Raw genomic sequence first — 26,729 nt, 5'->3', positions numbered from 1 at the left:
CCTTATTTATCAGCTAATGCCACAATACCAGGAAGGGCTTTTCCTTCTAAATATTCTAATGAGGCACCGCCCCCTGTGGAAATATGGGAAATTCGATTAGCTAAGCCACTCTTTTCAATGGCCGCTACAGAATCACCACCACCTACAATTGTAGTCGCATTTGCTTCAGCGACTGCTTTTGCTACTGCATTAGTCCCGGCAGCAAAGTTATCCATTTCAAATACACCCATTGGACCATTCCAAACAATCATTTTCATTGGTTTTAATGCTTCCGCAAATGCTTTTTGACTCGCTGGACCAATATCTAATGCCATCCAACCGTCTTCAATGCCATCGGCTGATACTACTTTATGATTGGCCTCATTACTAAAAGCATCGGCAACAACAAAATCTGTAGGAAGTAATAAATTAGTATTCGTTTCACTTGCTTTTTTAATTAAAGAAGCAGCTAATTCAATTTTATCAGTTTCTACTAAAGACGATCCAGTTGGATATCCTTTCGCCGCAATAAAGGTGTTAGCCATGCCACCACCAATAATCAATACTTCTACTTTAGGTAATAAATTAGAAATAACTTCAATTTTATCACTTACTTTAGCACCACCAATAATAGCGGCAAAAGGGTGTTCTGGGTGTTCTACAGCACCACCAACATATTTAATTTCTTTTTCCAACAAATAGCCTGCTACCATAGGTAAGAATTTAGTAATCCCTTCTACGGAAGCATGCGCACGATGAGATACACCAAAAGCATCATTAACACCCACTTCTGCTAAACTAGCCAAAGCTTTGGCAAACTCCTCACCATTTTTTTCTTCTTCTTTATGATAGCGAAGGTTTTCTAATAACAGTACGTCCCCAGCTTCTAAGGTCTCTACAGCTTTACGAGCTACTTCGCCTACACAATCATCAGCAAAGGCAACTGGTTTACCTAGTAATTCACTTAATCGCTGTGCACAAGGTTTTAATGTAAATTCAGGTTTACGTTCTCCTTTTGGACGGCCTAAATGGGATGCTAAGATAATTTTTGCCCCTTTCTCCATTAAATAATTAATGGTCGGTAAGGTAGCGCGAATACGGGTATCATCAGTAATAACGCCTTCTTTTAAAGGTACATTAAAATCTACACGCACAAAAACGCGTTTATTAGCAACATCTATGGATTCGATAGTTTGTTTCATCATAACCTCCGGTCATTGGCTTCAATGATCCACTGCTCTAGACAATCTTACAAGACATGTAAAATAGGGGACTACCTACATAGTCCCCTGTCAAAATTATAAGCCTTTATCAGCAATGAATTTCGCTAAATCTACAATACGGTTAGAATAGCCCCATTCATTATCGTACCAGGAAACAACTTTTACCATATTCCCTTCCATCGTCATCGTCAAATCAGCATCAACGATAGAACTGCGAGAATCGCCGTTGAAGTCATGAGATACGAGTGGTAAATCAGATACACCCAAAATACCTTTTAATTCACCTTGTGCAGCTTCACGAAATGCTGCATTAATTTCTTCTTTAGTTGTTTCTTTGTCAAGTTCAGCCACTAGATCAGTAACAGACACATTAGGTGTAGGTACGCGAAGTGCAAAACCATTTAGTTTGCCTTTTAAATCTGGCAATACTAAAGCAACAGCTTTAGCGGCGCCTGTTGTTGTAGGAATAATAGATAACGCGGCCGCACGCGCACGACGAAGATCTTTATGAGGCGTATCCAAAATGCGCTGATCATTCGTATAGGAATGAACGGTAGTCATCAAACCACGTTTAATGCCAAATTTTTCATTCAATACTTTAGCAAATGGTGCTAAGCAGTTAGTTGTACAACTTGCATTAGAAATAATGTGATGATTGGCTGGATCGTATTTATCTTGGTTTACACCCATTACTATAGTAATATCTTCTTCTTTAGCTGGCGCTGAAATAATAACTTTTTTAACAGTACCTCCTAAATGTTGTGCAGCTTCATCGCGTTTGCGGAAACGGCCAGTTGCTTCAACTACAATTTCAACCCCTTCAGCAGACCAGTCAATATTAGCAGGATTTCTGTCAGAAAATACGCGAACACGTTTTCCATCAACAATGAGATAGTTACCATCAACACTAATATCTTCTTTTAAAATACCGTGAACAGAATCATGTTTAAGTAATAAAGCTGAACCTTCAATATCGCCAACATCATTAATCGCTACTACTTCAACATCTGGATTATCCAAAGCTGCACGCATTACACATTTACCAATACGACCAAATCCGTTAATACCAATTTTTACTGCCATGATAGTTCCTCCTAGATAAAAATCCTACCTACAAAAGTTATAATTTCCTATATAGACTTAACTAAGTCTACGTAAATACTAGCTAATACTCAATAAGGCAGCCATTGATTCTGCTGCACTTTCATCAATAATCAGTGTACCTTTGCCACAAGCCCGCATAACACCAATAATCGCTTTTGCTTTACTAGCACCACCAGCCACAGCAATTACGTGGGGAATGTTGGCAATATCCGTCAAAGCAATACCTACATTATTCGTAGTATACACTATATTACCACCAACATCACAATAATAACCAAGGGCTTCACCTACGGCACGTTTAGTACGCAAAATCGTGCGTTGTGCATCGGTTATATGACGTTGCTCTGCCATATGCAAAGCTTCACCAATTCCGAATACTAAAATATCGGTTTGATGTGATAGCTCTATCACTTCTTTAATTTGTGGTTCCATCGTCATAAGAATGTTAAGAGCTTCTTGCGAGAGTCCATCCGGTAAATGTAACATCTTGTATGTACTGCCAATTTTATCAGCAATCACTGATGCAATAACATTTGCTTGATATTCTACTCGCTCTCCAATCCCGCCACGAGCTGGAATTATAGTAGCTTGACATTTTTTAGCTGGCAACGCTTCCGCCATAGTTGCCATTGTGCTACCGCCACTTACAGCTAGGACACTTCCATTTTGCAAAATCCCTTGTAACGCTTTAGCCGCTTGAAACCCTAGTTCCTTGCGATCCATGTCAGTTTCACTACCACCATTCGTAATAATGACTTCATCTATGTTGAGCACTTCTTTTAACTTAGCTTCTAGTTCGCTAATTTTATTCAACTCATGCATAGATGAATTTAATTGAGGTAATAGTTCTTTCCCTTCCTCAGTGAGAATCATCCCTTGCTGTGTGAAACCAATGAGACCATTATCTTTCATAATCTCCACGTGTGATCGCACAACGCGTTCAGATAACTTACTTAGGGTCGCTAACATACGACGTCCAATAGGTTGAGCATATGATATGTGATTCAGCAGTATATAGCGCTCTTCAACAATTCGCATTAACTCTGGGGCTATTCGTTGATACACCTCTGATAAATCTTTCATGCTGTACCTCTTTCATCCCGCCGGTGCAGATTGCGTCCCAGCGTTGATAAAAAAATATCCTCGCCTATATTCTACCTCATATGGTAGTGTCGTGCAAGTGGTTTTACAAAATATTGTTAAAGGATTTACTAAGGTAATATAGGCTCTACCTGAGGAAAAAAATAAAATCTTATTTATCACTCCATACTTCTTTATCACTCCATACTTCCTGTGCTAAAGGAAAGGCGCCCCATACTTTTGGCCAACCTGCATAGAAGGCAACATGAGTTAGAATTTCAGCAATTTCTTCCTTAGTAATACCATTTTGTTTTCCTATTTGTAAATGAGCTTTTAAAGCATCCCCGTTTAGGCCTTGTGAAACTAAAGACGTAATGGTAATAATAGAACGTTGTTTAGCTGGTAATTCTAAATCACGACTCCATACTTCCCCAAATAATACATCATCATTCAAATGAGCAAAGGTGGGCGCAAATTCACCTAATACTTTACGACCAACCGTTTGTTTAGGAACTACTTTTCCTGAAGTAGTCACCATTTCTGAATCTGAAACCTGCATTGAAATACCTCCTATCTAAATTCACGCTCTTTACTATCTAGTGTAATTCTACATTTGTTTTACATTTTCACTTTACACCTTAAAGCCCACTTCAAGTCAATATTATTATTTCAATAAATTTATATATAAACATATAAAAAGTACCCTCCAAATTAGGAAGGTACTTATATTTTACTAGATGATTCAATTAATTATTTTTAATAACTCATTCTTCTAAATCTTATGCACTTTTCACTTGTTGAATCTAAACAGCACACCATTTAATTAGTCACGATCAATATCCCATTCAGTGATTTGACCCGTAGCTGCATCAATTTCAAATTCATATTCTACACCATTGAAAAAGATTTTACCTTCATATACTTTGCGGCCATTCTCCCAATCTGGATGTGCTTTATATACATGAGATGTGTTAGCACCTGGCACTTTCGCTAATGCAAGTTCAGTTGCTTGTTCTAATGTAATTTCACCACTAGCTTGTGCAAACGAAAACGAACCCGCTGCTACCAAAGATACGGCCAATACTTTTAAAGACTTATTCATTTTCATAAGTTACCTCGCTTTACCTTAAACAACAAAATATATCAATACGCTTATTAATTAAGTAATATTCTTTATTACAACTTCTATATATCTATTATATTCGATATATAAATATATGTCTAATGATAAAAAATCATAACCAATGCATTTATAGAATACATCCGCATAAAAAGTAAACGCTCAGCCTAATTTATAGTCCTAAATCTTCATCAATAAAAACGACTTCACACGCCATACTACTTGTAGGGTACCACATAGTAACCATACCTTGGCAAATAAAAACCTGCATATACAAATAGAACAAGAATTGGATACCCATTCTTGTTCTATTGTAAAACTATTAAATTTTTATCAACTAAGCTATCTCAACAACGCCTAGACTATATTTTTTATATTACTTTGTACCAAAAATACGGTCACCAGCATCACCAAGGCCTGGCAAAATGTAGCCATGTTCATTTAAGTCTTCATCGAGAGCGGCCACATAAATGCGCACATCAGGATGTTCTTTATTAACTGTTTCTACCCCTTGTGGTGCTGCTACAAGACACATCAACTGAATATCACGAGCCCCTTTTTCTTTTAAAAGGGTAATCGCTGCTGATGCACTACCACCAGTAGCTAACATTGGATCAGTAACAATAATACGACGACCTGCCAAGTCTGAAGGCAATTTGCAGTAATATTCAACTGGTTTTAATGTTTCAGGATCACGATATAAGCCTACATGACCAACTTTAGCCATTGGCATTAATTCTAACAGGCCATTCACCATGCCTAAACCAGCACGCAAGATAGGAATAATCCCTAATTTCTTACCGGCGATTTGTTTACCAATTGCTTTTACTAATGGAGTCTGTACTTCTACATCTTCCAAAGGCAAGTCACGAGTAATTTCGTAACCCATTAGTAGTGTAATTTCTTCCAATAATTCACGGAAATCTTTAGATCCTGTTTCTACATTACGGATTAAAGTGACTTTATGTTGAATCAAGGGATGAGTCATTACATTAACATTCATAAAATTTAGTGCCTCCTTATGCCTAAATACTGTGCATTACTCTGTGTGTACTACCATACATTATACTATATGTATAACAATGTGTACATTTTCACATTATGTGAAACTCTCTCTCTGCTACTCGTATTAAAGATTAGGATACATAGGATATTTTGCACAAAGAGCAGCCACGCGTTTGGCAGCTTCTTCGTGTTTTGCTTTATCTTCTGAATTTTTAAGAACTAAGGCAATAATCGATGCAATTTCTTCCATATCAGCTTCTTTTAAACCACGAGTGGTTAATGCTGGTGTCCCTAAGCGGATACCACTTGTTACAAATGGACTTTCTGGATCAAATGGAATTGTATTTTTATTGCAAGTAATCCCTACTTCATCAAGCAAGAATTCAGCAACTTTACCTGTTAAACCACAGCTACGAACGTCCACTAACATTACATGTGTATCTGTACCGCCAGAAACAATTAAGAAACCTTCTTTTTCAAGAGCTGCTGCTAATACCTTAGCATTTTTAACAACTTGCTGTGCATACTCTTTGAAAGCTGGTTGCAACGCTTCGCCAAAAGCTACCGCTTTAGCTGCAATAACATGCATCAAAGGACCACCTTGGATACCAGGGAAAATAGCTTTATCAATGGCTTTAGCATATTTTTCTTTGCAAAGAATCATACCACCACGTGGACCACGTAAGGTTTTGTGAGTCGTCGTTGTTACTACATCAGCATATTCTACTGGATTTGGATGTAAACCAGCTGCTACAAGGCCAGCGAAATGCGCCATATCTACCATCAAAATAGCACCCACTTCATGAGCAATATCTGCCATTTTTTTGAAGTCAATAATACGAGAATACGCACTACCACCGCCAATAATCATTTTTGGTTTAGCTTCTAATGCAATGTTACGCATTTCATCATAATCAATTTGTTGCGTTTCAGCATTAACACCGTAAGGAACAATATTAAAATATGTACCCGATACGTTTACCGGTGAACCATGAGTCAAATGACCACCATGGGATAAATTCATCCCCATAATAGTATCACCTGGTTTTAATAAAGCAAAATATACCCCAAAGTTAGCTTGCGAACCAGAATGAGGTTGTACGTTTACATGATCGGCACCAAATAATTTCTTAGCCCGTGCAATAGCTAAATCCTCTACCATATCAACATATTCACAGCCACCATAATAGCGTTTACCAGAATAACCTTCTGCATATTTGTTAGTTAATACACTGCCTTGCGCCTCCATAACTGCTTCTGATACGAAGTTTTCAGATGCAATCATTTCTAATTTATTGCGTTGACGGCTCAACTCTAAATCAATACATTGTTTTAACTCTGGATCTTGACTTTTAAGAATGCTCATAGCATTACCTCCTACACACTTAGCTCATAGTGCCTATGAAATACAAGTTGTTCCCCCAAATTATAAGGACTTTAAGCCTCTAATTCAGCAATTTTGGCGACGCGTCGTTCATGACGGCCTCCTTCAAATTCAGTTGTTAACCAAATTTTAACAATATCGGCCGCAAGACCTGGGCCAATTACACGTTCGCCCATCGTTAAAATGTTGGCATTATTGTGTTCCCGTGAAGCATGGGCTGAAAAGGTATCATGGCAAAGTGCGGCTCGAATGCCAGCTACCTTATTAGCTGCAATGCCAATGCCGATACCGGTTCCACAAATCAAAATACCTCGATCATATTCGCCAGCAGCCACTGCTTTAGCCACAGGGCCAGCAATGTCTGGATAATCCACTGATGCTTCAGAATCGGTTCCAAAGTCAGTATAGGCCACGTTAAGTTCATCCAATACAGCTTTTATGGAAGCTTTTAAATGAACTCCACCATGATCTGCGCCAATGGCTACTTTCATCCTATCCCTCCTAATCGTAGCTTAGAAATATAATTATCTCTCACCCTATTTTACTATGTCACATTAAATCAAGCAACGACATTTGTACATATTCTAAAGATAGTTAATCATATATAGAAATTTAATCAAGCTTAGCTAGTCCTTTTTCAATTAACATTTTAATCTGAGTAGCACAGGCATCATATTCTTCTTGAGTACCGCCAAATGGATCAGCCACCTCTTCATTCGTTCCGGCCCATTCGCCTAATGTCATAATTTTATCTTTCATTTCAGGAAATTGACGAAGTAACACATTCTTATGATCAGAAGATAAACCCAATACTAAATCAGCCGCTTCCATAAGAGCCTTATTAAGAGGACGTGATTGATGTTCAGAAATATCTACTACATCTTTTACTGCTATTTCTGCATAGGGTGAAACGCGACCACCTGGTGCCGTAAATAGTCCAGCGGATAAAGTCACAACCTCTTTATTCGCCTTTTCAGCCATAACACGCATTAAACCTTCTGCCATAGGACTGCGACAAGTATTGCCTGTACAAACAAATAAAATATTCATAGTAAAACCTCACTTCCAATCTATATTCTTGCTTAAATTCCCTACCTCACTTTATCGTTTAGGAACTGCTGTCACAATCTTATAACCACTAGCCTTGTCCATGCGATTCATAATAGCACGGCCCAACCCTTGACGCGGCACGCCAGTAGCAAAAATATGGGTCACACCAGCTTCATTGAACGAAAGTAACGCCGCATATAAAGAATGCGCTAACCCACGATAATCAGCAGCATTACCATAAATAACAAACTCAAAAGGTACGGAAAGCTCTGCTAAATAAATATCTAAAAATTGAGCCACTTCTTCATTGATAAAAAAACCAAAGCGCAATGGCTGTATCGTTTCAGAATGCCCCTTAGCAACTGACTCTTTTAGCAATGTGTTGTAGGATTCTTGAATCGCCTTCATCGCTTCAATCATAGCTTCACTAATTAGCTTAGGAACACCGACATAAGTTGTCATTTCTCCATCTGGCGCATAGTGTTTATATTTCATACCTGGTGCTTTAGGCGTTACATCAGGAGCGGTTAAAGCTTCATCAAAATTCACAGCACTCACAACTTGACGTAACATAGCATCAGTAACACCACCGGGACGTAAAATCGTCACACTATCATCACCACACTCTACAATAGTAGACTCAACGCCCACCTCACAAGGCCCCGCATCAGCAATGGCTTCAATTCGCCCATTCATATCATGATATACGGCGTCTGCTGTAGTCGGACTGGGACGTCCTGAAATATTCGCACTCGGTGCCGCTATGGGAACGCCAGCTGCTTCTAAAATAGCCCGACAAATTTCATGCTTAGGACAACGAATTGCTACACTGTCAAGGCCACCTGTAGCCCGTAATGGCACCCTATCAGATTTAGGCATAATAATCGTTAACGGGCCTGGCCAAAAGGCATCCATTAACTTTTTAGCAGTCGGTGAAATTTCTTTAACTAGTGGTTCCACACTAGCCTGATTGGGCACATGCAAAATAAGTGGATTATCAGAAGGGCGTCCTTTTGCCTCATAAATACGTGACATGGCCACTTCATCCAATCCATTAGCACCCAAGCCATATACAGTTTCTGTAGGAATCGCCACCAATTGCCCGTCTCGTAACCGTTTCCCTAAATCAGCAATTGCTGTAGCATCTAAATTTTTATACACTTTAGTTTCTGCTACCATATTAATCACCTAGTTTCTGCCAACGTAATTCACGTACAATACCTGCTATATCTTTATTCGCCACAACATCTCCATAAACGCCTACCCTAGTAGCCAATTCAATCACAGCCTCAGCTTGATCATAACCAATTTCCACGGCTAAATAACCACCAGCCTTCAAATACCGAGGTGCCTCAGTCAATAAACGACGATAAAAATCAAGGCCATCTATACCACCATCTAAAGCCAAAACTGGTTCATGCAAGACTTCTGGAGCTAAAGTTTTAACCTCTTCACTAGGAATATACGGCGGATTAGACACAATAATGTCAAAGGCCTTTTCATACTGCGGATCCTTTTGTAAGGCTGTAAAAAGATCAGACGCACATAACTTAGCCCGTTCTGTTAACTGTAACTGTTCTCTATTTGTCACCGCGACTGCCAAAGCGTCTTTACTAATATCTAACCCTAGACCAGTGGCTGCTGGTAAATAATGCAATAAACTATACAAAATAGTCCCTGGCCCAGTGCACACATCTAATATATAAGGTCCTTGTTCTTTAGGTATAAAACTCAAAATATCTTCAACTAAGGTTTCGGTATCAGGGCGTGGAATCAGCACATCTTTTGTGACCGTAAAAGATAAGCCCATAAATTCTTTTTGCCCAATAATCGCCGCCACACTATACCCTTTACCTCGCTCAATGACTAAAGGCCGATACGCATCTAATTCAGACTTCGTTAGCGGTTCATCATAATGAGTATACAAATAAATCCGATCTTTCCCCAATATATGAGAAAGCAGCACTTCCCCATCAAGGCGACTTGATTCGACGCCCTTACCGAGAAAATACTGCTCTGTCCATTGGAGCAAGCGACCAATTGTCCACAGCTCCTTAGGCATTTTGATCAGCCTCCTGCATTTTCGCTGCCTGATCCGCTGCAATCAAAGCTTGAATCAATTCATCTAAATCACCATTAAGTACAGCATCTAATTTATAGAGCGTTAAATTAATACGATGATCCGTTACACGGCCTTGTGGATAGTTATACGTACGAATACGTTCACTACGATCACCAGTCCCTACCTGACTCTTACGGTCAGCTGCGACACTAGCGGCCGCTTCTTGTTCTGCTTTATCCTGCAACTTAGCACGTAATACGCGCATTGCCTTATCTTTATTTTTTAATTGTGATCGTTCATCCTGACAAGCTACAACAATACCCGTTGGTTTGTGCGTAATACGCACAGCCGACTCAGTACGGTTAACGTGCTGACCACCAGCGCCACTCGCACAATAGGTGTCAATTTGAAGATCTTTATCGTTAATCTCAATATCTACATCTTCTGCTTCTGGCAATACAGCCACTGTAACCGTTGACGTATGAATACGCCCAGATGATTCGGTTTCAGGTACACGTTGTACACGATGTACGCCACTTTCAAATTTTAATTTAGAATACGCACTATTCCCATCAACAGAGAATACGACTTCTTTAAAACCGCCTAATTCTGGAGCGTTGGCATCGATAATTTCACAGCGCCAGCCTTGAGCTTCTGCATACTTTGTATACATGCGGAACAAATCACCAGCAAATAATGCAGCCTCATCACCACCAGCACCGCCACGAATTTCTACAATAACATTTTTCTCATCATTAGGATCTTTTGGCAACAATAAAATATGAAGACGCTCTTCTAATTCGTCTTTTCGTTCTTTTAATTCTTTTAATTCTTCTTGTGCCATTTCACGAAACTCTTCATCCATAGTTTTATCTTCTAATACTTCAAGAGCTTCATCAATTCCAGTTAATACTTGTTTATATTCACGAAACGCTTCTACCGTTTCAGTAAGACTTGCATGTTGGCGTGTTAATTTTTGCCATTCTTGTTGACGAGCAATCACTTCAGGATCACTAATGCGTTGCTCCAAGTCCATATATTTATCTTCAATAACTTGTAATTTATCTACTAATACCATGAATAGGTACCCCTTTCAGGTTAATATCTATTACGTATTTATTCCCAGACTACTAATATTCTTAAGCTATAATCAAGCCCATATCAATTGACTATAAAATAAAATACTAGCAGCACTAAGCCTCATAGGCATCTTCTTCACTCGGCCGCACTTCTTCCAACGCCCGAATAGCCACCTCAATTTGATCATCTTCTGGTTCGCGCGTTGTCATATACTGCAACCATAAACCAGGTGTAATTAAGAGTTTCACCAACGCATTATCACTGCGTCCTGCTAAGCGAATCATCTCATAAGCAATGCCAGCCACTACCGGCATTAATACAACCCTTGAAATAATGCGTTCCCATAAGCTAGGCCAGCCTAAAAAAGCAAATACAAATATACTCGTCACCATTACAATAAGTAAAAAATTAGTGCCACACCGCGCATGTAAGCGAGAATGTTTACGCACATTTTCAACAGTTAACGGCATATCATTTTCATACGTATGAATTGTCTTATGTTCAGCCCCATGATATTGAAATACACGTCGAATATCTTTAGTCTGACCAATGACCCATATATACAGTAAAAATAGAATTAGGCGAATTGCCCCTTCTATTAAATTTAATACAAAATGATTATCCCCTACACCAGGAATCCATTTAGCAGCGTAGGTTGGTAATGCTAAAAACAAACCAATTGCTAATACAGTAGAAAATACCATTGTCATAGCAATTTCTTTATTCGACATGGTCTCTTCTTCTTCACCAGCTGCTTTAGCGGAAAAAGAAAGGGCCTTCATGCCGATTAATAAGGACTCATAAAGAGCCACACAACCTCGTAATAAAGGCTTTTTTAATATAGGATACCGTTCACTTATTGAGCTAGTTGTAGTCCTATCTACTACAATTTGGCCACTTGGTTCACGCACCGCAGTAGCTGTATACTTAGGGCCGCGCATCATAACACCTTCTATGACCGCCTGACCACCAACAAATTTCTTAACTCGTTTCGTTTCCAAAGCGTCTCCTCTCTCAAACAAATATAGGCAGAGCCGAAGCTCTGCCGTATTATTTGTATAGCTAGACTACAGTAATTATTTACCGTAACGCTTGTTGAATTGTTCGATACGACCGCGAGCCTGAGCAGTACGTTGCTGTCCTGTGAAGAACGGATGACATTTGGAACATACGTCTACACGAAGGTCGTTTTTAACAGAACCAGTTTTAAACGTATTGCCACAACCGCAAGTTACGGTAGCTTCACCATAATTAGGATGAATTCCTTCTTTCATTCTATACACCTCTTTCCACTGTCCAAAACTATGCTTATTGATTATATCATGGTCAATCACTTAATGCAACTTATTCGATTGAAAATGATAAAATTTTTCTTATTCGTCAGCGCTCTCTTTTTCAGCAGCCTTTTCTGCGGCTTTAGCTACCTGACGTTCCGCTACGGATTCTTCATAAGCAGTTTCCAAATCCACTTCATTGAGTAAATCACGAAGGGCTACAATTTCTTCCAACGATAAGGTAATCCCTTTCGTCATGCCATTATATTCACTATCCCAAGAACGAAGATCAAACTTAGGATTATAACGGCCCCAACTTGTACAAGTTAATTGCTTTTTCCAACCATCTTTATTTTCAGATAAAGTACCAAGTACTTTATAAATTTCAAAGTTTACTACAGCCATAGTTTCCTCCTCCTTATCTATTTCTTTACTTTATCCCAATTCTTCAATCCTGTCAATTCGTTACTTCTTTAGCTGGTACAATCTCTGCCGCCATCGTTTCAATAGCAGCTTGCCAATCAGCATCGGCTTTTTCCAGTGCCATTTTGCGAGCTTCACGAGCTACTTCAAATTGGCTAGCCAACTCACTTAAAGCCTCTTCTTTAATAACAGCGCGACGCACACTCCCCATTAATTGTAATAAAGCAGCTGGCGTCAATACCATTTGCGCTAATTTAGTAAGAATTTCCTGACCTCTTTCACTCCGGAAATAAGTATACCATATATACGCTGCTTGTGGATTGGTAAATAACCAGTACACATTTGACTGACTATCAAGCTCTGTTTGTTCTACTAATTCCGCATACGCCTTTTCATCCAAAGCGTCCCCACTAGGGCGCCCTGCTTGAGGAACTAATTTTAGTTGCACTGTTAAACCATCTCGTTCTAGCACTAAACGAGTAGCCTCATAAGCACTAAAAATTTTCTGTACATATAAAGGAATTTTAGGATCTGCAGAAGTAAACGCATCTTCCCCTAATGTAGGTAACTGAGCCTTCATAGCTGGCTCTACACCACATAAAGATAAACCATACTGCACTAATGAAAATGTATCCATTGACGCCAATACTTCATGAGGTAACGCTATAAATGGCGTGCTGCGCCAACCATCCTCCATAACTTCACGGATTTCAAGGGCCACCTTTTTAACATCATAATTAGTATATACAAATTCATAAGTACCTAATGGAGCCCATTCACGAACAGCCTGCAAACGTTTTTGCAATAGCATATATTGCACGGCCATTCGATTCATGCCCACTTGGTCTTGAATCGCACTAATAGGAATGAAATAATGAGCTGTACCTAACTCTGTAATATTACCTACTCGTGTGGCTAATTCTTCCATAATTTGCACGGGAGCACGGAATAAACCAGTAGAGGCGGCTACAATGTGATCAAAAATAACATCTTCTGGCCACTCATTGATAACAGGAGCTAATGGATATAACTGTTTAAATAGATTGTAACAAGTTTCTGATGGTGTATAGAGTAATAAACGTTCTGTTGGTAGCGTTTGCAAAATCTCCTCAGCAAGGCCAGCATATTCTTCAATAAAAGCAAATAAAATAATGCCTTCCGATGTCTTATGTTCTTCAATGATTTCTTTAAAGGGTAAACGCCATTGTTCACCACTAGCTAGACCTTCTATATAACCAGTTTCTGTAATAAAATCCATTACTTCTACAGCAAAGGATGGGCCATATACTTGTTCAAAACCCGTTTGATCATAAGGTATAGGGCCAAATGTCTCTACTGTACTTTGTTGAGCCAACTCATATAGTTTTTCACCAGTAATACCCCACTGACGTACTTCTGGGCTCCCTTGCAACATTTGATCTAATACACGGAATCGTAATAATTCTGTGACCATAGCGCTACTAGTAATCCCTAACGCGTTAAATTTCTTAATAATAGTTTGCATTGATTCTTTCAATTTTATGCCTCCTTACCAGCTGATGGACATACATGAGCCAATGGACATTCACCACATAAAGGTTTACGAGCCTTACATACTTTGCGACCATGCCAAATTAACCAATGATGAGCAGCACTCCATTTTTCCATAGGAATTGCCTTTTTTAATTTTTCCTCTACCGCTTCTGGTGTTTTTCCACGAGCTAAGCCTAATCGATTCGATACACGAAATACATGAGTATCTACGGCAATCGCAGGAATATCAAATAAAACTGACACCAATACATTAGCCGTTTTACGTCCTACCCCTGGCAGTTGTACTAATTTATCAAAATCAGCCGGTACCTCGCCACCATATGTATGCACTAAAATATCACAAGTTTTAATTAAATTAGCCGCCTTAGCTCGATATAAACCGCAATCTCGAATTAATACTTCTAGTTTAGCTGTGCCTAATGCCAGCATATCAGCAGGGTCACTATACGTGGGAAATAAACGACCCGTAATAATATTGACCCGTTCATCGGTACATTGGGCCGATAAAACGACCGCCACTAATAATTCAAAAGGACTATTATAATGTAGCGCTGGTTTAGCATCTTTATATACAGTTTCTAAAATCTCAATTTGTTCCGCCTTAATGGCCTTAGTTACACGCATTACCAAGTACTCCTAATGCAATTATTGAATACCTACTCTAACATATATCACACTGCTTACAATTATATCACTAACTTTAGAAAAACATCAAACTTACACCATAGAGCCTTTTTGACCAATATGATATAATAACTATATATACTACTTGGGAGGAACTTATGAAAATTAATGATGTGTTAGCACGTATTAATGAATTAGCGCATAAAAAGAAGTCAGGACAAACTTTAACAGAGGCTGAATTAGTAGAAAAGAAAGAATTATATCGAATTTACCTCGATTTTATTCGTGGTCAAGTACAATCACAATTAGACCGTGTTCAATTCGTAGATGAAGAAACAGGTACTATTACCCCGGCCAAAGAATTAGCAAAAGCTAAAAAACAAGCACACTGATATACAATTAAACGCACTAATATCGTATGTTATGGAACATACTAACAAACACCATAAGAAAACAAATCCGGTAAACTAACTTACGCTATTCCCAGAAGTTCGTACAACTTTGGGTCCTGTAGCTCACCGTCAGTTTACCGGATTTTTCTATCCCCCATGAATCATTAGATAGTAAGGCTAACACCAATCGTCTTAGCAAAGAGCCTCTCTAGCTGACTCTCTTTAATTATATTATAAATGACCTAAACGATGCATCACTTCATACACAATCTTAGCTAACCCATGCATTTGACGTTTAGGAATACTACAAGCTGCAATGCGAATACCATGTTTTAAAGCAATAACATATACATGCTCTTTCGTCAATTCTTCTACAATTTCCTTACTATGTTCCGTTGGGATTGTCAAGAAGAACCCACCACAATATGGCAAACAAGGGACACCTACTTCTTTCGCTTCCTCAGTGAAGATATGAGCCCGTTCTTGTACTAATTCACAATATTCAGACCGCTCTTTTTCATGCGCCGCTAATTTAGCCGGATCATTTACAATATTCGCCATCGTGCGCATAGCAGGTCGACAAATATTAGACCATGTAGCACGAGAAGTTAATGCATTAATTTCTGTAAATTCATTATTAACTGATTCATCAGAAGTAATACCAATCATAGCCCCTACACGTTGCCCATACATAGTAAATCCTTTAGACAAACTATAGCAAGCAACGACTAAAATTTCTTTAGGTAATTGACCAAACTTTTTAAAGAAGCGACGTACAGTCTGTTTTTCTCCAGAGTAGTCAATATAGGCTACGTCACAAGCAATAACCACTTTATTTTTACCATTGTTAACTAATTCTTTAGCAAAAGCAATTACTTTATCCCAATCTTCATCAGTCAAGCTAAAACCTGTTGGATTATTACCTGGCGTATTAAAAATCAATACTACATTTTCTTGTTTTTCAGCAACTTCTAAAGCTTTTGCTTTAAACGCATCAAAATTAAAATGCAATTTTTCATCAAATAATGGATAGGTTTCTAAATGACGGTGATTATCGCCACAAATTTGTTCATACGCCCCCCAGTACCAATCGGCAGTCAATACCGTATCTTCTGGGTTCGTATAATTATGAACCAAATGATGGATACCCCCTGTACCACCAGCTGTTGCTACTGCAGAAATAAAAGCATCTGGTCGAGATTCACCGAAACACTCTTTTTGTGCAGCTTCTAAAAACTCAGGCAACCCTGCAATCGGTGCATATGCGGTATATTCATTCCGTGGCAAATGTAAATATTCATGTTCTACTGCTTTTAAGAACACAATATTCCCTTCTTCATCCATAATAGAGCCCAAGGTACCATTTAACACATTTTCTTTACCATTTTTTCTTGCATCCTCTTGTGCTCTCGCATTCATGACAAAAATATTATCTTTTGCTTTTTTACCACGTGCATGTGTGGCAGCCATACTCATAGTCATTCATAACACCATCCCATCTTAGTTAATAATTCCTTACTTAATAATAACTAAAATAAGTGTACCTTACAAGAGTAAATACAAGAAAAACGGCCAAAAGTGCTCTATTTTTGAAAAGAATATTGTATACACTATGGAGTCTATTTTATACCCTATACACTTATATTCTTTCAATATAAAAAATCCATGATAGTAGGAAATACCACTATCATGGATTAGTTTTTATTCGTTAGTCATTACAAATTACTAATAACTATCGACCTATTATACAATTAGAAATTGTAACCTACGCCAGCATGTAAACCTTTTACAGTACCACGATCTCCATCTACACTGTATTTATCATATTGATAATATACATTAAGATCTAAATCTTCATTCAATGTATAGGCAGCACCGATTTGGTATGTATTTTTAATATCATTACCAAAACCTACTTTAGCATAACCATTAATTTTATCAGTTAATGGCACATGACCAATTACACCTGCCTGCATGCCAGTTTCATGATCACCGTCAGCTTTGATGTAAGTACCAGCACCGTAGACGTTTACATTTGGATGAATTTCATAAACCGCTGCTAATTGATGATCTTTTAAATCACTTTGATCATCAAGGTTTACTTTGCTATATCCATATTGTAACGCCAATTTGTCACTTAATGCGGTTTGTAAATTAGCACCAAAACCATCTGCGTGACCACTTTCATCAGTTACGCTTTGATTGAAGCTATATTCAACACCAATTTTGCTTTGACCTTCGTTAATGTCAGTCACAGGTACAGATGCTGCAAATGCAGCGCCAGTCAACATGGTAGTAGCTAAAGTCGCTACGAGTAATTTTTTGTTCATAAAGGTACCTCCTCTATTTCAATACAAACTAATTATTTAAATTAGCGTTTCATAAACGTAGGAATTTCAGGACCTACTGTTCCAAATGGAGATTTTGTTACCCCTGTTTTAGGCTGTGCCCCGAAGCCAGTAGCTACAACAGTAATTTGTACTCTATCTCCAAGGTTTTCATCTATAACGGAACCAAAAATAATATTTGCTTCTGGATCCGCTGCTTCGGAAATGATTTCAGCTGCTTCATTAATTTCGAATAAGCTTAAATCATTGCTACCAGTAATATTCAAGAGAATGCCTTTAGCCCCTTCAATGGATGTTTCCAATAATGGGCTATTAATTGCCATTTTAGCAGCATCTACAGCACGGTTTTCACCTTCGCCAATACCGATGCCCATCAAGGCTTCTCCTTGATTCGTCATAATTGTTTTTACGTCAGCAAAGTCAAGGTTGATAAGACCTGGAACGGTAATCAAATCAGAAATACCTTTAATACCTTGACGAAGTACATCATCAGCTGTACGGAACGCTTCGTTCAATGGCGTTTTTTTGTCCACCACTTGCAATAATTTATCGTTTGGAATCACGATAATGGTATCTACTTTGCTAGTCAACATTTCAATGCCTTTATCTGCTTGATTTTTACGACGTTTACCTTCAAATGTGAATGGTTTTGTTACAACACCTACTGTTAAGGCACCCATTTCACGAGCGCATTCTGCCACGATTGGAGCTGCACCAGTACCAGTGCCACCACCCATACCAGCAGTAACAAATACCATGTCGGAACCTTGAAGGGCTTTTGCAATTTCTTCACGACTTTCTTGAGCAGCTTCTTCCCCAACCTGTGGATTAGCCCCTGCACCAAGACCTTTAGTCAATTTTTCACCTAATTGGATTTTTGTTGTTGCTTTTGAATTATCTAATGCTTGTGTTTCTGTATTGGCTACCAAGAATTCTACACCTTGAAGGCCACTGTCAATCATGCGATTTACGGCATTGCTTCCGCCGCCGCCAACACCAATAACTTTAATACTTGCGAATTCCGACATTTACGTTCCTCCTCCTGTTGCCCGTAAGATTTATATGCCCTTTATTTCAAACTAAGTGATTATATTCAATATTATTATAACTAGTTTCATTTCATTTTACACTATTTTTTTTATTTTTTCCACTCTTTAAATAAAAGTATACCTTATTTTGTACGTCTTGACAAAAGTAATCGGCGTATAGCAGCGGTGTTTTGGAATAGACGTAAACCAAAACTGATTAAGGCTACATAATAGAGGTCGATACCAACAAAATTGCCTAAAAATACTAACAAAGCCGCTAATAAAGAATTTGAAAAGAAACCTGTTAAAAATATAGATAAATTAAAAATACGTTCTAACGCAGCTCGTGTACCACCAAAGACACTATCTAACGCAGCCAACAAAGCTACTGACGTATATTTCGCATATATAGGCGGAATTTCTAATGGCGAAAGTACACCAATGAGAATTCCCAAAATTAAACCGCCGACGATAAATAAATACATCATGATTAATTATCGCCTCCTTGCTTAATGGCCTTTACATGTTCTTCCTTAAAAGTACCAGTAAATGCAGGTACCACAATATTATCTTCTTTTTGAATTTTTAATTCAATCCCCCAATATTTCAAAGATTCTACAACACCACCACGCATAGTTAATGCAGCTGACAACGTTTTAGGATCACCAATTGCTTTGATTACAAAAGGTGGTGCAAACACTTTACCATTGACCATAACCGTTGGTCCTGCACAACGAATTTCAGATGTTCCTACTAAACGTTGATCATTCACTGAAATTGCTTCAGCACCACCAGCCCGCAATTCGTTAAGAACCCGTAATAAATCTTCATCATGGATTAAATAGAGGTTAGGATTTTCATTGTCTTTTACGGGAATTTTACTATCATTAATAGTAATCACTACGCCAGGTCCAGTAACATCAGTCAGACCTGCCCGTTGCTTTAATAAATTGATGTCACTAACGGTACTTGCCGTAGCATCATTTTTTTGTATTGCTTCTAATTGCTGACGGAGCTCATCCCGTTCTTTTTCGGCTGCCGTCAGTTCACGTGCTAAATCTCCAGTGCGCTGTAAATGAATATTGCTTTCTGCAATACTTTGCGTCATTTTATATTGACCAACTAACATGACGCCTAATAACATGCTTACAGCGGCTATCGCCCAACGACCTTGCTTTAACATGCTTCCTCTTCCATTTTTCATATTAAGGCGTCTTAATAAATGGCGCCTTTACATTGACATCTAAATATTGTGCTGCCACTCCACGAGCCTTTACATCGCGCAGCATATTTTCTGACAAAGGCCCCTTTTTATCTAATTCAGTTATATCGCCTAAATGTAGTGGCAAACCATCTACTGTATAAGCGATTAATTGTTGTGTATCCCCTACATTAATCTCCGCTATACTACTTCTACCTTCTGCACTTAAAGAACTCAAATAAGTAAGGGCTCCTTTTATAACCGGCACTTCAATTAAATCACCTAGCAATACATTGCCCAATTTAATACCTGAAATAATCGGTGCCGCTGTATCTTCAATGGCAGAGCCCATATTAATAACACGCCCTGATGCATCTAGCGTAGCAAAACCAAACTGTGTAGCTACTACAGCGGCTGGTTGCCGTTCAGTAATAGTAACTTGCAAAGTCAACGGTAAAACATAGGTCGTTTTAGCTGTCTCTACGCGCAAATCATGTTGTAATCGTTCTTCCAACTGACTGGTATTAATTTGTAACAAATTAATAGGATAACGAATATTGCCGGCTGCCATTACATCAGAAACAGTTACCTTATCACTGCCAGTTACTTGAATCGTTCCAAAAGGAATTGGCAACATAAATAATAAAGCCCAAAGAAGTAGTAAAATACCACCACACCATACAACGCGACGACGCCATGCATGAGGATGTCGCGGTGGCTCTGGCGGTCGTTGTGAATTATCTCCACCAGCAGAGTTCCCATACTCAGCAAATTGAGTCTCATGCGGTTGATCAAAATCATATAATTGTCGTGATGACTCAGCCGACTGAGGCGGTACAAAGCGTGTCTGCGGATTGGGTTTTACTACGTCTGGTCTTTCTGTATCTGTCGCCCAATATGAATCGCGCCCTTCTCGACGAGATGATTGGTTAAAACTAGATGAATATTGACGAGTATCTCCGTTCATCATACTATCTCCGCAATTAATTAAAACTTACCTAAACCAGCGGATAATAAAATCTTTTCACACAAGGTAGGAAAATCCATTCCTACTGCATTAGCTGCCTTAGGCACTAAAGACGTAGCTGTCATACCTGGCACGGTATTATATTCCAACACAAATGGCTCCCCAGCTTGATTCGTCATAATATCAACACGGATAACACCGCTACACTGAAGTTCCTTATATACAGTTTCACCGATAGTTTGCATCTTAGCTGTCAATGCTACATCAATAGGGGCCGGTACTAAATAATCAGTCGCCCCCGTCGTATACTTAGACGTATAATCATATTCACCAGAATGAGGACGAATTTCAATAACTGGTAAAGCTTTACCATCTAATACGGATACTGTAAATTCACCACCATCTAAAAATTGCTCAACCACTAAAATATGATCATACACCAAGGCTTCTTGTACAGCTTTAGCTAATTCGGCCTCTTCATGTACAATTACAACGCCAATACTAGAACCTTGGGTCGCTGGTTTCAATACTACTGGATAGGTAAAATTAGCTTTAATATGTTCTACAATTGTAGCTTCACTATCTTCCTGACTATTATAAGATACTGCCCGTGCAGTCGGAATATGAGCGCCTACAAATACATCTTTACTAATTTTTTTATTCATTCCCACTGCTTGTGCCATAATACCAGAACCCGTATAAGGAATCCCTGCCATTTCAAGTAACCCTTGTACGGCCCCATCTTCCCCAAACTTACCATGCAATGCATTAAACACAATATCCCCTTTATGGGCTTTAATATCTTGCAACACTTGCTCTGGTACCAGTTCTAATGTGACTGCTTTATAACCAATACTGCATAGGGCTTCAGCAATAGCCTTACCAGTACGCCGTGAAACGTCTGCTTCTTTTGATGGACCACCCATTAATACAATAATTTGTTTATCCTTCATGATTATTCCTCTTCTAATGCAGCTAATAATTTGGGACCATATTGACTAATATTACCGGCCCCCATAGTAATAACTAAATCATTAGGCTGTAATACTTCTTTTACCACACTTGGCACATCATCTACATTGGCAATATAATGAACGGTCTGCCCTGTAGTAGTTTCTACCATCCTAGGAATAGACTGCCCATCAATACCAGCAATCGGCTCTTCACCAGCACTATAAATATCAGTAATAAAAAGAACATCAGCCTGTTTGAAAGCACTACCAAATTCTTTTAGCAACAAATTGGTACGTGTAAAACGATGCGGTTGAAATATACAAACTACACGATGCGATTCGAGGGCTTTAGCCGCTCCTAAGGTAGCTGCAATTTCCGTTGGATGATGTGCATAATCATCTACTACCCAAATATCATGACAATGACCTTTTGTTTCAAAACGTCGTTTAGCCCCTGTGAATTTAGCTAAGCCTGCCACCACGGTTTCAACAGGAATACCGCAACCAACAGCCATTACCAACGCCCCTAAGGAATTAAGTGCATTATGAGTACCTGGGACTTTTAAACGTACTGTTACAATCTTTTCACCATTATGAAATGCATCATAGACTAAAATGCCTTTTTCATAATGAATATTTTGCACTGTATATTCATTATCTGGTTGCAAGCCATACGTAATAAATTGACGGTCCACTTTGTTCATGATTGTTTGGATATTCGCATTATCACCACAAACCACAGCTGTTCCCTGTGTCGGCAATTTACCTACAAATTCAGCAAAAGCATTTAATAAGTTTTCCATTGTGCCATAATGATCCATATGATCATTTTCTATGTTCGTGATGACAATTGCATGAGGATTCAATTTTAAAAATGAACCATCACTCTCATCAGCTTCGGCAATGCTATACTCACCACGCCCCCATTGGCTACTACCACCAAGATAATCTACTTCACCGCCAATAATAACCGTAGGATCAAGACCGGCCTCTACAAAAATTTGGCCTAACATGGAGGTCGTCGTTGTTTTACCATGAGCACCGGCAACAGCAATCCCTTTAGTAATGTCTAGCACAGCCTTTACAATATCAGAGCGATGTAGGATTGGAATCCCCTGTTCCTTAGCTGCCATCAATTCGGGATTGTCTGCATGGATTGCAGTCGAACGGACAACAGCATCAACGCCATTTACATAGTCAGCATTATGGCCAATATGAATAGTAGCTCCCATTTTTCTAAATCGTTCCGTCACGGCTGACTCTTGAATATCAGAGCCAGATACGTCAAAACCTTGACTAATTAAAATATTAGCTATTGCTCGCATACCAGAACCAGCAATGCCAATGAGATGTATTTTATGAATACCATCTAACATAGTGTAATCGCTCCTTATAATTTATTTTGCAATGTCTAGGGCTAATTGAGCTATGTCATGCGCCGCTTGTGGCTTACCTAATGCTTTAGCTGCTACCGACATGCGGGCTCGTTCCGCTGGATTTTGCATAAAATATTCAATTTCCCCAATTAAATCATTCCCTTGTAGCATCTTATCTACAATCATGCGAGCTGCCCCAGCACTGACTAGCGCCCGAGCATTATAAGTTTGATGATCTTCTGCCGCATAAGGGTACGGTATTAATATAGAAGGGATTCCGCGCACCGTCAATTCAGCTAAGCCAACAGCACCAGCGCGGAAAACAGCTAAATCAGCCGCCGCCAAAGCCTTCGGCATTTCATGCAAATACGGCAAAATTACGGACGTTTCACTATAAGCCTGGCCATCCTTAATACCTAAAGCGTCTAATACCCGCTCATACTCACCAGTACCTGTTACATGAATCAATTTAATCCCTTTTTTATCTTTGAAATGTTTATGAACCTCAATCATCGCCGTATTAATACTACGAGCACCACGAGAACCGCCAGCAATCAAAACAGCAAATTCATCATTTTGTAAATTAAAAAATGAACGGCCTTCTTCTCGAGTATCAACTAATACTTCTGGACGAACAGGATTTCCTGTATACACAATCCGTTTGGCTTTGACAAAAGCTTTTTGTGCCTCTTCAAAACCAACAGCTACCACATCGACAAAACGACTTAAAATTTTGTTAGTAATACCGCCAATTGTATTTTGTTCTTGAATCAAAGTCGGAACATGACGCAGCGCTGCTGCTAATAAAATAGGTCCACAGACATAACCACCTGTCCCAATAACTATGTCAGGTTTAAATTCAGAAATGATACGATTCGCTTTAACTAATGAACCTAATGTCTTACCCAAAGTAACCAAGGCACGAACAGATAGATTGCGGTTCAACCCTTCAACAGGTAACGTTTTAAAAGGAATCCCCTCTTTAGGCACTAAGGTAGCTTCTAAGCCTTTCTCTGTACCAATATAAAGAAACTCAGCGTCAGTCATGGCAGCAATCTCTTTATAAATAGTAATGGCGGGGTAAATATGGCCACCTGTGCCACCACCAGAAATAATGATACGCTTCATAACAACGATCCTTTCTTCTCTGCTTTAGATGCCACTAACATTTGTAAAGCGTGTACTTCATTCTTAAAGTCATCGCCTCGTTCTTCAAAACAGTGATACCAGTCAAAACTGGAGCAAGCTGGTGATAATAAAACTACATCGCCTAATTCAGCTAATTCATGCGCTTTTGCAACAGCTTCAGCCATAGAACGCACCCTATACACATTAGCTACACCGGCCTGATGAGCCGCTTCTTCAAAACGTTGCGCCGCTTCACCCATGAGAATTAAATCCTTTACTTGTTTCTTTACTAGCGTCATAAACTCGGTTAAATCAGTCATTTTATCATGACCGCCAGCTAATAGAATAATAGGCTCTGAAAAGGCTTCCAAAGCCTTAACAGCTGAATCTGTATTCGTTGCCTTCGAGTCATTAAAATATTTTGCACCATCAATAGTGGCTACTGGCTCTAGCCGATGCGCTACGCCTTTGAATTGAGCAATCACATGGTGCAATTGTAAAGCTGAAACACCTAAGTCATAGGCTAACGCAATCACAGCCAATATATTTTCAATATTATGACGACCTGGCAACTGAATTTCATCAGTACCAATAACCACTTCAGCCACGCCTTGTCGTACAACCCAACACTTATTATCTTTAAAATACGCTCCATCAATCACACTATGGTTCTGACTGATGCAAAGTACTTTCCCCGGTGCCCGCTCTTTCATTGTGGCAACTAACGGATCATCTAAATTAAGAACAATTCGATCACTGGCCGTTTGATTGACAAAAATATTTTCTTTGGCCGCTTGATAGGCTTCCATAGTTTTATGCCGTTGCAAATGATCAGGTGTAATATTTAAAACCATAGCTCCTAGTGGTTTAAAGGTTTTTACCGTTTCTAATTGATAACTTGATACTTCTGCCACTAAATAACCATCAGCTGTTATATCATACGCAGCTTCACTTAAAGAAGTACCAATATTCCCTCCCACCTTTATGGGCTTACCTGTCTGTTCCATGACCTCAGCTAATAATGTGGTAGTTGTTGTTTTCCCATTAGTTCCCGTTACTCCTAAAATAGGCGCTTTAGAAATATCATACGCTACTTCTACTTCACCAACAATATCTAAACCACGTTGTTTAGCTTCCACTAAAATAGGAATTGTTAAGGCTATACCAGGCGACACCACAATGCGGTCTATGTCCTCTAATAAATCCACATCTTGACGACCTGTAATGATTGTTACATCCCCTTGAGCTAATAATGCCTCTTCAGCGGTGGTCAACGTTACCGCTTTATAATCGTTTAACACTACTTGAGCCCCTAATAGGCCGAGTACATGGGCAGCGCCAATACCACTACGCCCTGCTCCCAGTACTAAAATTCGTTTTCCCTTGTACTCCATAATAACGCCTACCTATCGTAATGTATACATTAATAAACCAATAACTGCAAAGACACAACTGCCCAGCCAAAAGCGCGATACAACTTTTTGCTCACTCCAGCCAGATAATTCAAAATGATGGTGAATAGGACTCATTTTAAATACACGAACACCACGTGTTTTAAAAGACGCCACTTGGATAATAACAGACATCGCTTCCATAACAAAAATACCACCAATAATAATAAGCAATAATTCAGTTTTGGTTAAAATAGCCATACCTGCAAAGGCGCCACCTAATGCTAAAGAGCCTGTATCACCCATAAATACTTTAGCCGGATTCGCATTAAAATATAAAAAGCCTAGAACAGCGCCACATAAAACAATACCAAAGAAAGCCACGCTATTTTGAAAGGCTAGCATACCAATAACAGTATAAGCAATAGCCGCAGCTGCTGATGTGCCTGCTGCCAATCCATCAAGACCATCTGTCAAATTAACTGCATTCGTAGTCCCTACAATAATTATAAATACCAATACATAATAAAACCAACCTAAATCAACTGTAATATCTGTTAATGGTATCCACACAGTAGTGGGAACTACTAAAATCTCAGTCGCAATATAACAAAAAATAGCAGACATAATAATTTGTCCCAAAAACTTCTGTTTGGCTGTTAATCCTAAATTTCTTTTTTTAACCGACTTAATGAAATCATCTAAAAAGCCTAATAAACCATGCCCTAATGTTAAAAATAACAGTACCCATGTGGCCATATGAAATGGTGAAAAGATCAATACACTAATCACCATAGCCGCTAACATAAAAAGACCGCCCATAGTTGGTGTACCTGCTTTTGCTAAGTGCGCCTGTGGCCCATCTTCACGAATACTCTGCTGCGCATGTAAGCGACGTAATAAAGGGATTCCTATTTTTCCTAATACTAACGTTATTACTAAAGATGTAATAAACGCAAATAATAATTGCATGGTCATTCGAACAATCGCTCCTTAAATCAAGT

Annotated in this window: 29 protein-coding genes; 1 reads left to right on the top strand and 28 read right to left on the bottom strand. The window is 38.9% G+C overall.

All coding sequences use genetic code 11. The features are described from left to right. Positions 1–2: 2 nt before the first annotated feature. The 17 genes from DYE54_RS00870 to nth all read right to left on the bottom strand — a co-directional run bounded on the left by DYE54_RS00870 (position 3) and on the right by nth (position 14,941). The gene (locus DYE54_RS00870) at positions 3–1,181 is read right to left on the bottom strand and encodes a phosphoglycerate kinase (protein WP_115309459.1); all 1,179 of its coding nucleotides are present in this window, start codon (positions 1,179–1,181) and stop codon (positions 3–5) included. A gap of 96 nt (positions 1,182–1,277) precedes the next feature. Then, positions 1,278–2,285, bottom strand: coding sequence for a type I glyceraldehyde-3-phosphate dehydrogenase (gene gap, locus DYE54_RS00865; RefSeq protein WP_115309458.1), 1,008 nt, complete (start codon positions 2,283–2,285; stop codon positions 1,278–1,280). 78 nt (positions 2,286–2,363) lie between these two features. After that, positions 2,364–3,389: a sugar-binding transcriptional regulator gene (locus tag DYE54_RS00860; RefSeq protein ID WP_115309457.1), complete on the bottom strand. Its 1,026-nt coding sequence runs from the start codon at positions 3,387–3,389 to the stop codon at positions 2,364–2,366. Between the two features lie 169 nt (positions 3,390–3,558). Further along, on the bottom strand, positions 3,559–3,945 hold the full coding sequence (locus DYE54_RS00855) for a carboxymuconolactone decarboxylase family protein (protein ID WP_218564748.1): 387 nt from the start codon (positions 3,943–3,945) through the stop codon (positions 3,559–3,561). Positions 3,946–4,209: 264 nt separating this feature from the next. Then, positions 4,210–4,494, bottom strand: a complete 285-nt coding sequence (locus DYE54_RS00850) for a PepSY domain-containing protein (RefSeq protein ID WP_115309456.1) — start codon at positions 4,492–4,494, stop codon at positions 4,210–4,212. Positions 4,495–4,882: 388 nt separating this feature from the next. After that, positions 4,883–5,509: a uracil phosphoribosyltransferase gene (upp, locus tag DYE54_RS00845; RefSeq protein ID WP_115309455.1), complete on the bottom strand. Its 627-nt coding sequence runs from the start codon at positions 5,507–5,509 to the stop codon at positions 4,883–4,885. 126 nt (positions 5,510–5,635) lie between these two features. Further along, positions 5,636–6,877 (bottom strand): serine hydroxymethyltransferase, encoded by a 1,242-nt coding sequence (gene glyA / locus DYE54_RS00840; protein WP_115309454.1) that lies wholly within the window; start codon positions 6,875–6,877, stop codon positions 5,636–5,638. A gap of 71 nt (positions 6,878–6,948) precedes the next feature. Beyond that, entirely contained in the window at positions 6,949–7,386 is a 438-nt protein-coding gene (rpiB, locus tag DYE54_RS00835; RefSeq protein ID WP_115309453.1) for a ribose 5-phosphate isomerase B, read from the bottom strand. 121 nt (positions 7,387–7,507) lie between these two features. Then, positions 7,508–7,945: a low molecular weight protein arginine phosphatase gene (locus DYE54_RS00830; protein WP_115309452.1), complete on the bottom strand. Its 438-nt coding sequence runs from the start codon at positions 7,943–7,945 to the stop codon at positions 7,508–7,510. Between the two features lie 51 nt (positions 7,946–7,996). Beyond that, positions 7,997–9,124, bottom strand: coding sequence for an L-threonylcarbamoyladenylate synthase (locus DYE54_RS00825; RefSeq protein ID WP_115309451.1), 1,128 nt, complete (start codon positions 9,122–9,124; stop codon positions 7,997–7,999). Position 9,125: 1 nt separating this feature from the next. Next, positions 9,126–10,007 (bottom strand): peptide chain release factor N(5)-glutamine methyltransferase, encoded by an 882-nt coding sequence (prmC, locus tag DYE54_RS00820; protein WP_115309450.1) that lies wholly within the window; start codon positions 10,005–10,007, stop codon positions 9,126–9,128. Beyond that, positions 10,000–11,085 (bottom strand): peptide chain release factor 1, encoded by a 1,086-nt coding sequence (gene prfA, locus DYE54_RS00815; RefSeq protein WP_115309449.1) that lies wholly within the window; start codon positions 11,083–11,085, stop codon positions 10,000–10,002. Before prfA ends, prmC begins: the two co-directional genes overlap by 8 nt. A gap of 115 nt (positions 11,086–11,200) precedes the next feature. Beyond that, positions 11,201–12,031: a DUF1385 domain-containing protein gene (locus DYE54_RS00810; protein WP_422822096.1), complete on the bottom strand. Its 831-nt coding sequence runs from the start codon at positions 12,029–12,031 to the stop codon at positions 11,201–11,203. A 132-nt stretch (positions 12,032–12,163) separates the two neighbouring features. Continuing rightward, positions 12,164–12,361, bottom strand: coding sequence for a 50S ribosomal protein L31 (rpmE, locus tag DYE54_RS00805; RefSeq protein ID WP_115309447.1), 198 nt, complete (start codon positions 12,359–12,361; stop codon positions 12,164–12,166). 99 nt (positions 12,362–12,460) lie between these two features. After that, complete coding sequence (locus DYE54_RS00800; RefSeq protein WP_115309446.1) at positions 12,461–12,766, bottom strand: YdbC family protein; 306 nt, start codon at positions 12,764–12,766, stop codon at positions 12,461–12,463. A 52-nt stretch (positions 12,767–12,818) separates the two neighbouring features. Then, a complete protein-coding gene (locus DYE54_RS00795) occupies positions 12,819–14,300 on the bottom strand; it encodes a hypothetical protein (protein WP_115309445.1) in 1,482 nt (493 codons plus the stop codon). A 2-nt stretch (positions 14,301–14,302) separates the two neighbouring features. Further along, positions 14,303–14,941, bottom strand: a complete 639-nt coding sequence (gene nth, locus DYE54_RS00790; RefSeq protein WP_115309444.1) for an endonuclease III — start codon at positions 14,939–14,941, stop codon at positions 14,303–14,305. Positions 14,942–15,099: 158 nt separating this feature from the next. On the opposite strand from nth, the gene DYE54_RS00785 reads away from it, so the two are divergent. Next, a complete protein-coding gene (locus DYE54_RS00785) occupies positions 15,100–15,333 on the top strand; it encodes a DUF896 domain-containing protein (RefSeq protein ID WP_115309443.1) in 234 nt (77 codons plus the stop codon). A 231-nt stretch (positions 15,334–15,564) separates the two neighbouring features. Here DYE54_RS00785 and DYE54_RS00780 read toward each other — a convergent pair whose 3' ends face one another. The 11 genes from DYE54_RS00780 to mraY all read right to left on the bottom strand — a co-directional run bounded on the left by DYE54_RS00780 (position 15,565) and on the right by mraY (position 26,703). Then, positions 15,565–16,815, bottom strand: a complete 1,251-nt coding sequence (locus DYE54_RS00780) for a pyridoxal phosphate-dependent aminotransferase (RefSeq protein WP_115309442.1) — start codon at positions 16,813–16,815, stop codon at positions 15,565–15,567. Positions 16,816–17,084: 269 nt separating this feature from the next. Continuing rightward, positions 17,085–17,663: a porin gene (locus DYE54_RS00775; protein WP_115309441.1), complete on the bottom strand. Its 579-nt coding sequence runs from the start codon at positions 17,661–17,663 to the stop codon at positions 17,085–17,087. Between the two features lie 41 nt (positions 17,664–17,704). After that, the gene (gene ftsZ, locus DYE54_RS00770) at positions 17,705–18,709 is read right to left on the bottom strand and encodes a cell division protein FtsZ (protein WP_115309440.1); all 1,005 of its coding nucleotides are present in this window, start codon (positions 18,707–18,709) and stop codon (positions 17,705–17,707) included. Between the two features lie 143 nt (positions 18,710–18,852). Continuing rightward, positions 18,853–19,197: a small basic family protein gene (locus tag DYE54_RS00765; RefSeq protein WP_218564747.1), complete on the bottom strand. Its 345-nt coding sequence runs from the start codon at positions 19,195–19,197 to the stop codon at positions 18,853–18,855. Positions 19,198–19,199: 2 nt separating this feature from the next. Next, complete coding sequence (locus DYE54_RS00760; RefSeq protein ID WP_245935672.1) at positions 19,200–19,913, bottom strand: DUF881 domain-containing protein; 714 nt, start codon at positions 19,911–19,913, stop codon at positions 19,200–19,202. A 1-nt stretch (position 19,914) separates the two neighbouring features. Further along, on the bottom strand, positions 19,915–20,880 hold the full coding sequence (locus DYE54_RS00755) for a cell division protein FtsQ/DivIB (protein WP_115309438.1): 966 nt from the start codon (positions 20,878–20,880) through the stop codon (positions 19,915–19,917). A gap of 17 nt (positions 20,881–20,897) precedes the next feature. Beyond that, a complete protein-coding gene (locus tag DYE54_RS00750) occupies positions 20,898–21,830 on the bottom strand; it encodes a D-alanine--D-alanine ligase (protein ID WP_115309437.1) in 933 nt (310 codons plus the stop codon). Positions 21,831–21,832: 2 nt separating this feature from the next. Next, positions 21,833–23,206 carry a UDP-N-acetylmuramate--L-alanine ligase gene (gene murC, locus DYE54_RS00745; protein WP_115309436.1) on the bottom strand — a complete coding sequence of 458 codons (1,374 nt, stop codon included), beginning with the start codon at positions 23,204–23,206 and terminating at the stop codon, positions 21,833–21,835. Positions 23,207–23,227: 21 nt separating this feature from the next. Next, positions 23,228–24,334, bottom strand: coding sequence for an undecaprenyldiphospho-muramoylpentapeptide beta-N-acetylglucosaminyltransferase (gene murG / locus DYE54_RS00740; RefSeq protein ID WP_115309435.1), 1,107 nt, complete (start codon positions 24,332–24,334; stop codon positions 23,228–23,230). Next, on the bottom strand, positions 24,331–25,728 hold the full coding sequence (gene murD, locus DYE54_RS00735) for a UDP-N-acetylmuramoyl-L-alanine--D-glutamate ligase (protein WP_115309434.1): 1,398 nt from the start codon (positions 25,726–25,728) through the stop codon (positions 24,331–24,333). Before murD ends, murG begins: the two co-directional genes overlap by 4 nt. A 12-nt stretch (positions 25,729–25,740) precedes the next feature. After that, positions 25,741–26,703, bottom strand: a complete 963-nt coding sequence (gene mraY, locus DYE54_RS00730; RefSeq protein WP_115309433.1) for a phospho-N-acetylmuramoyl-pentapeptide-transferase — start codon at positions 26,701–26,703, stop codon at positions 25,741–25,743. Positions 26,704–26,729 lie beyond the last annotated feature (26 nt).

This window comes from Veillonella criceti (assembly GCF_900460315.1).
In the GTDB taxonomy this organism is placed as follows: Bacteria; Bacillota; Negativicutes; order Veillonellales; family Veillonellaceae; genus Veillonella_A; species Veillonella_A criceti.
Note: the sequence above shows the minus strand (reverse complement) of the source record. Positions and strands in the feature narration are given on the sequence as shown.

Excerpts from the sequence above, each read along its gene's own strand:
- DYE54_RS00870 (WP_115309459.1), bottom strand. The coding sequence starts at position 1,181 with ATGAAACAAACTATCGAATCCATAGATGTTGCTAATAAACGCGTTTTT.
- gap (WP_115309458.1), bottom strand. The coding sequence starts at position 2,285 with ATGGCAGTAAAAATTGGTATTAACGGATTTGGTCGTATTGGTAAATGT.
- DYE54_RS00860 (WP_115309457.1), bottom strand. The coding sequence starts at position 3,389 with ATGAAAGATTTATCAGAGGTGTATCAACGAATAGCCCCAGAGTTAATG.
- DYE54_RS00855 (WP_218564748.1), bottom strand. The coding sequence starts at position 3,945 with ATGCAGGTTTCAGATTCAGAAATGGTGACTACTTCAGGAAAAGTAGTT.
- DYE54_RS00850 (WP_115309456.1), bottom strand. The coding sequence starts at position 4,494 with ATGAAAATGAATAAGTCTTTAAAAGTATTGGCCGTATCTTTGGTAGCA.
- upp (WP_115309455.1), bottom strand. The coding sequence starts at position 5,509 with ATGAATGTTAATGTAATGACTCATCCCTTGATTCAACATAAAGTCACT.
- glyA (WP_115309454.1), bottom strand. The coding sequence starts at position 6,877 with ATGAGCATTCTTAAAAGTCAAGATCCAGAGTTAAAACAATGTATTGAT.
- rpiB (WP_115309453.1), bottom strand. The coding sequence starts at position 7,386 with ATGAAAGTAGCCATTGGCGCAGATCATGGTGGAGTTCATTTAAAAGCT.
- DYE54_RS00830 (WP_115309452.1), bottom strand. The coding sequence starts at position 7,945 with ATGAATATTTTATTTGTTTGTACAGGCAATACTTGTCGCAGTCCTATG.
- DYE54_RS00825 (WP_115309451.1), bottom strand. The coding sequence starts at position 9,124 with ATGGTAGCAGAAACTAAAGTGTATAAAAATTTAGATGCTACAGCAATT.
- prmC (WP_115309450.1), bottom strand. The coding sequence starts at position 10,007 with ATGCCTAAGGAGCTGTGGACAATTGGTCGCTTGCTCCAATGGACAGAG.
- prfA (WP_115309449.1), bottom strand. The coding sequence starts at position 11,085 with ATGGTATTAGTAGATAAATTACAAGTTATTGAAGATAAATATATGGAC.
- DYE54_RS00810 (WP_422822096.1), bottom strand. The coding sequence starts at position 12,031 with ATGATGCGCGGCCCTAAGTATACAGCTACTGCGGTGCGTGAACCAAGT.
- rpmE (WP_115309447.1), bottom strand. The coding sequence starts at position 12,361 with ATGAAAGAAGGAATTCATCCTAATTATGGTGAAGCTACCGTAACTTGC.
- DYE54_RS00800 (WP_115309446.1), bottom strand. The coding sequence starts at position 12,766 with ATGGCTGTAGTAAACTTTGAAATTTATAAAGTACTTGGTACTTTATCT.
- nth (WP_115309444.1), bottom strand. The coding sequence starts at position 14,941 with ATGCGTGTAACTAAGGCCATTAAGGCGGAACAAATTGAGATTTTAGAA.
- DYE54_RS00785 (WP_115309443.1), top strand. The coding sequence starts at position 15,100 with ATGAAAATTAATGATGTGTTAGCACGTATTAATGAATTAGCGCATAAA.
- DYE54_RS00780 (WP_115309442.1), bottom strand. The coding sequence starts at position 16,815 with ATGACTATGAGTATGGCTGCCACACATGCACGTGGTAAAAAAGCAAAA.
- DYE54_RS00775 (WP_115309441.1), bottom strand. The coding sequence starts at position 17,663 with ATGAACAAAAAATTACTCGTAGCGACTTTAGCTACTACCATGTTGACT.
- ftsZ (WP_115309440.1), bottom strand. The coding sequence starts at position 18,709 with ATGTCGGAATTCGCAAGTATTAAAGTTATTGGTGTTGGCGGCGGCGGA.
- DYE54_RS00765 (WP_218564747.1), bottom strand. The coding sequence starts at position 19,197 with ATGATGTATTTATTTATCGTCGGCGGTTTAATTTTGGGAATTCTCATT.
- DYE54_RS00760 (WP_245935672.1), bottom strand. The coding sequence starts at position 19,913 with ATGAAAAATGGAAGAGGAAGCATGTTAAAGCAAGGTCGTTGGGCGATA.
- DYE54_RS00755 (WP_115309438.1), bottom strand. The coding sequence starts at position 20,880 with ATGATGAACGGAGATACTCGTCAATATTCATCTAGTTTTAACCAATCA.
- DYE54_RS00750 (WP_115309437.1), bottom strand. The coding sequence starts at position 21,830 with ATGAAGGATAAACAAATTATTGTATTAATGGGTGGTCCATCAAAAGAA.
- murC (WP_115309436.1), bottom strand. The coding sequence starts at position 23,206 with ATGTTAGATGGTATTCATAAAATACATCTCATTGGCATTGCTGGTTCT.
- murG (WP_115309435.1), bottom strand. The coding sequence starts at position 24,334 with ATGAAGCGTATCATTATTTCTGGTGGTGGCACAGGTGGCCATATTTAC.
- murD (WP_115309434.1), bottom strand. The coding sequence starts at position 25,728 with ATGGAGTACAAGGGAAAACGAATTTTAGTACTGGGAGCAGGGCGTAGT.
- mraY (WP_115309433.1), bottom strand. The coding sequence starts at position 26,703 with ATGACCATGCAATTATTATTTGCGTTTATTACATCTTTAGTAATAACG.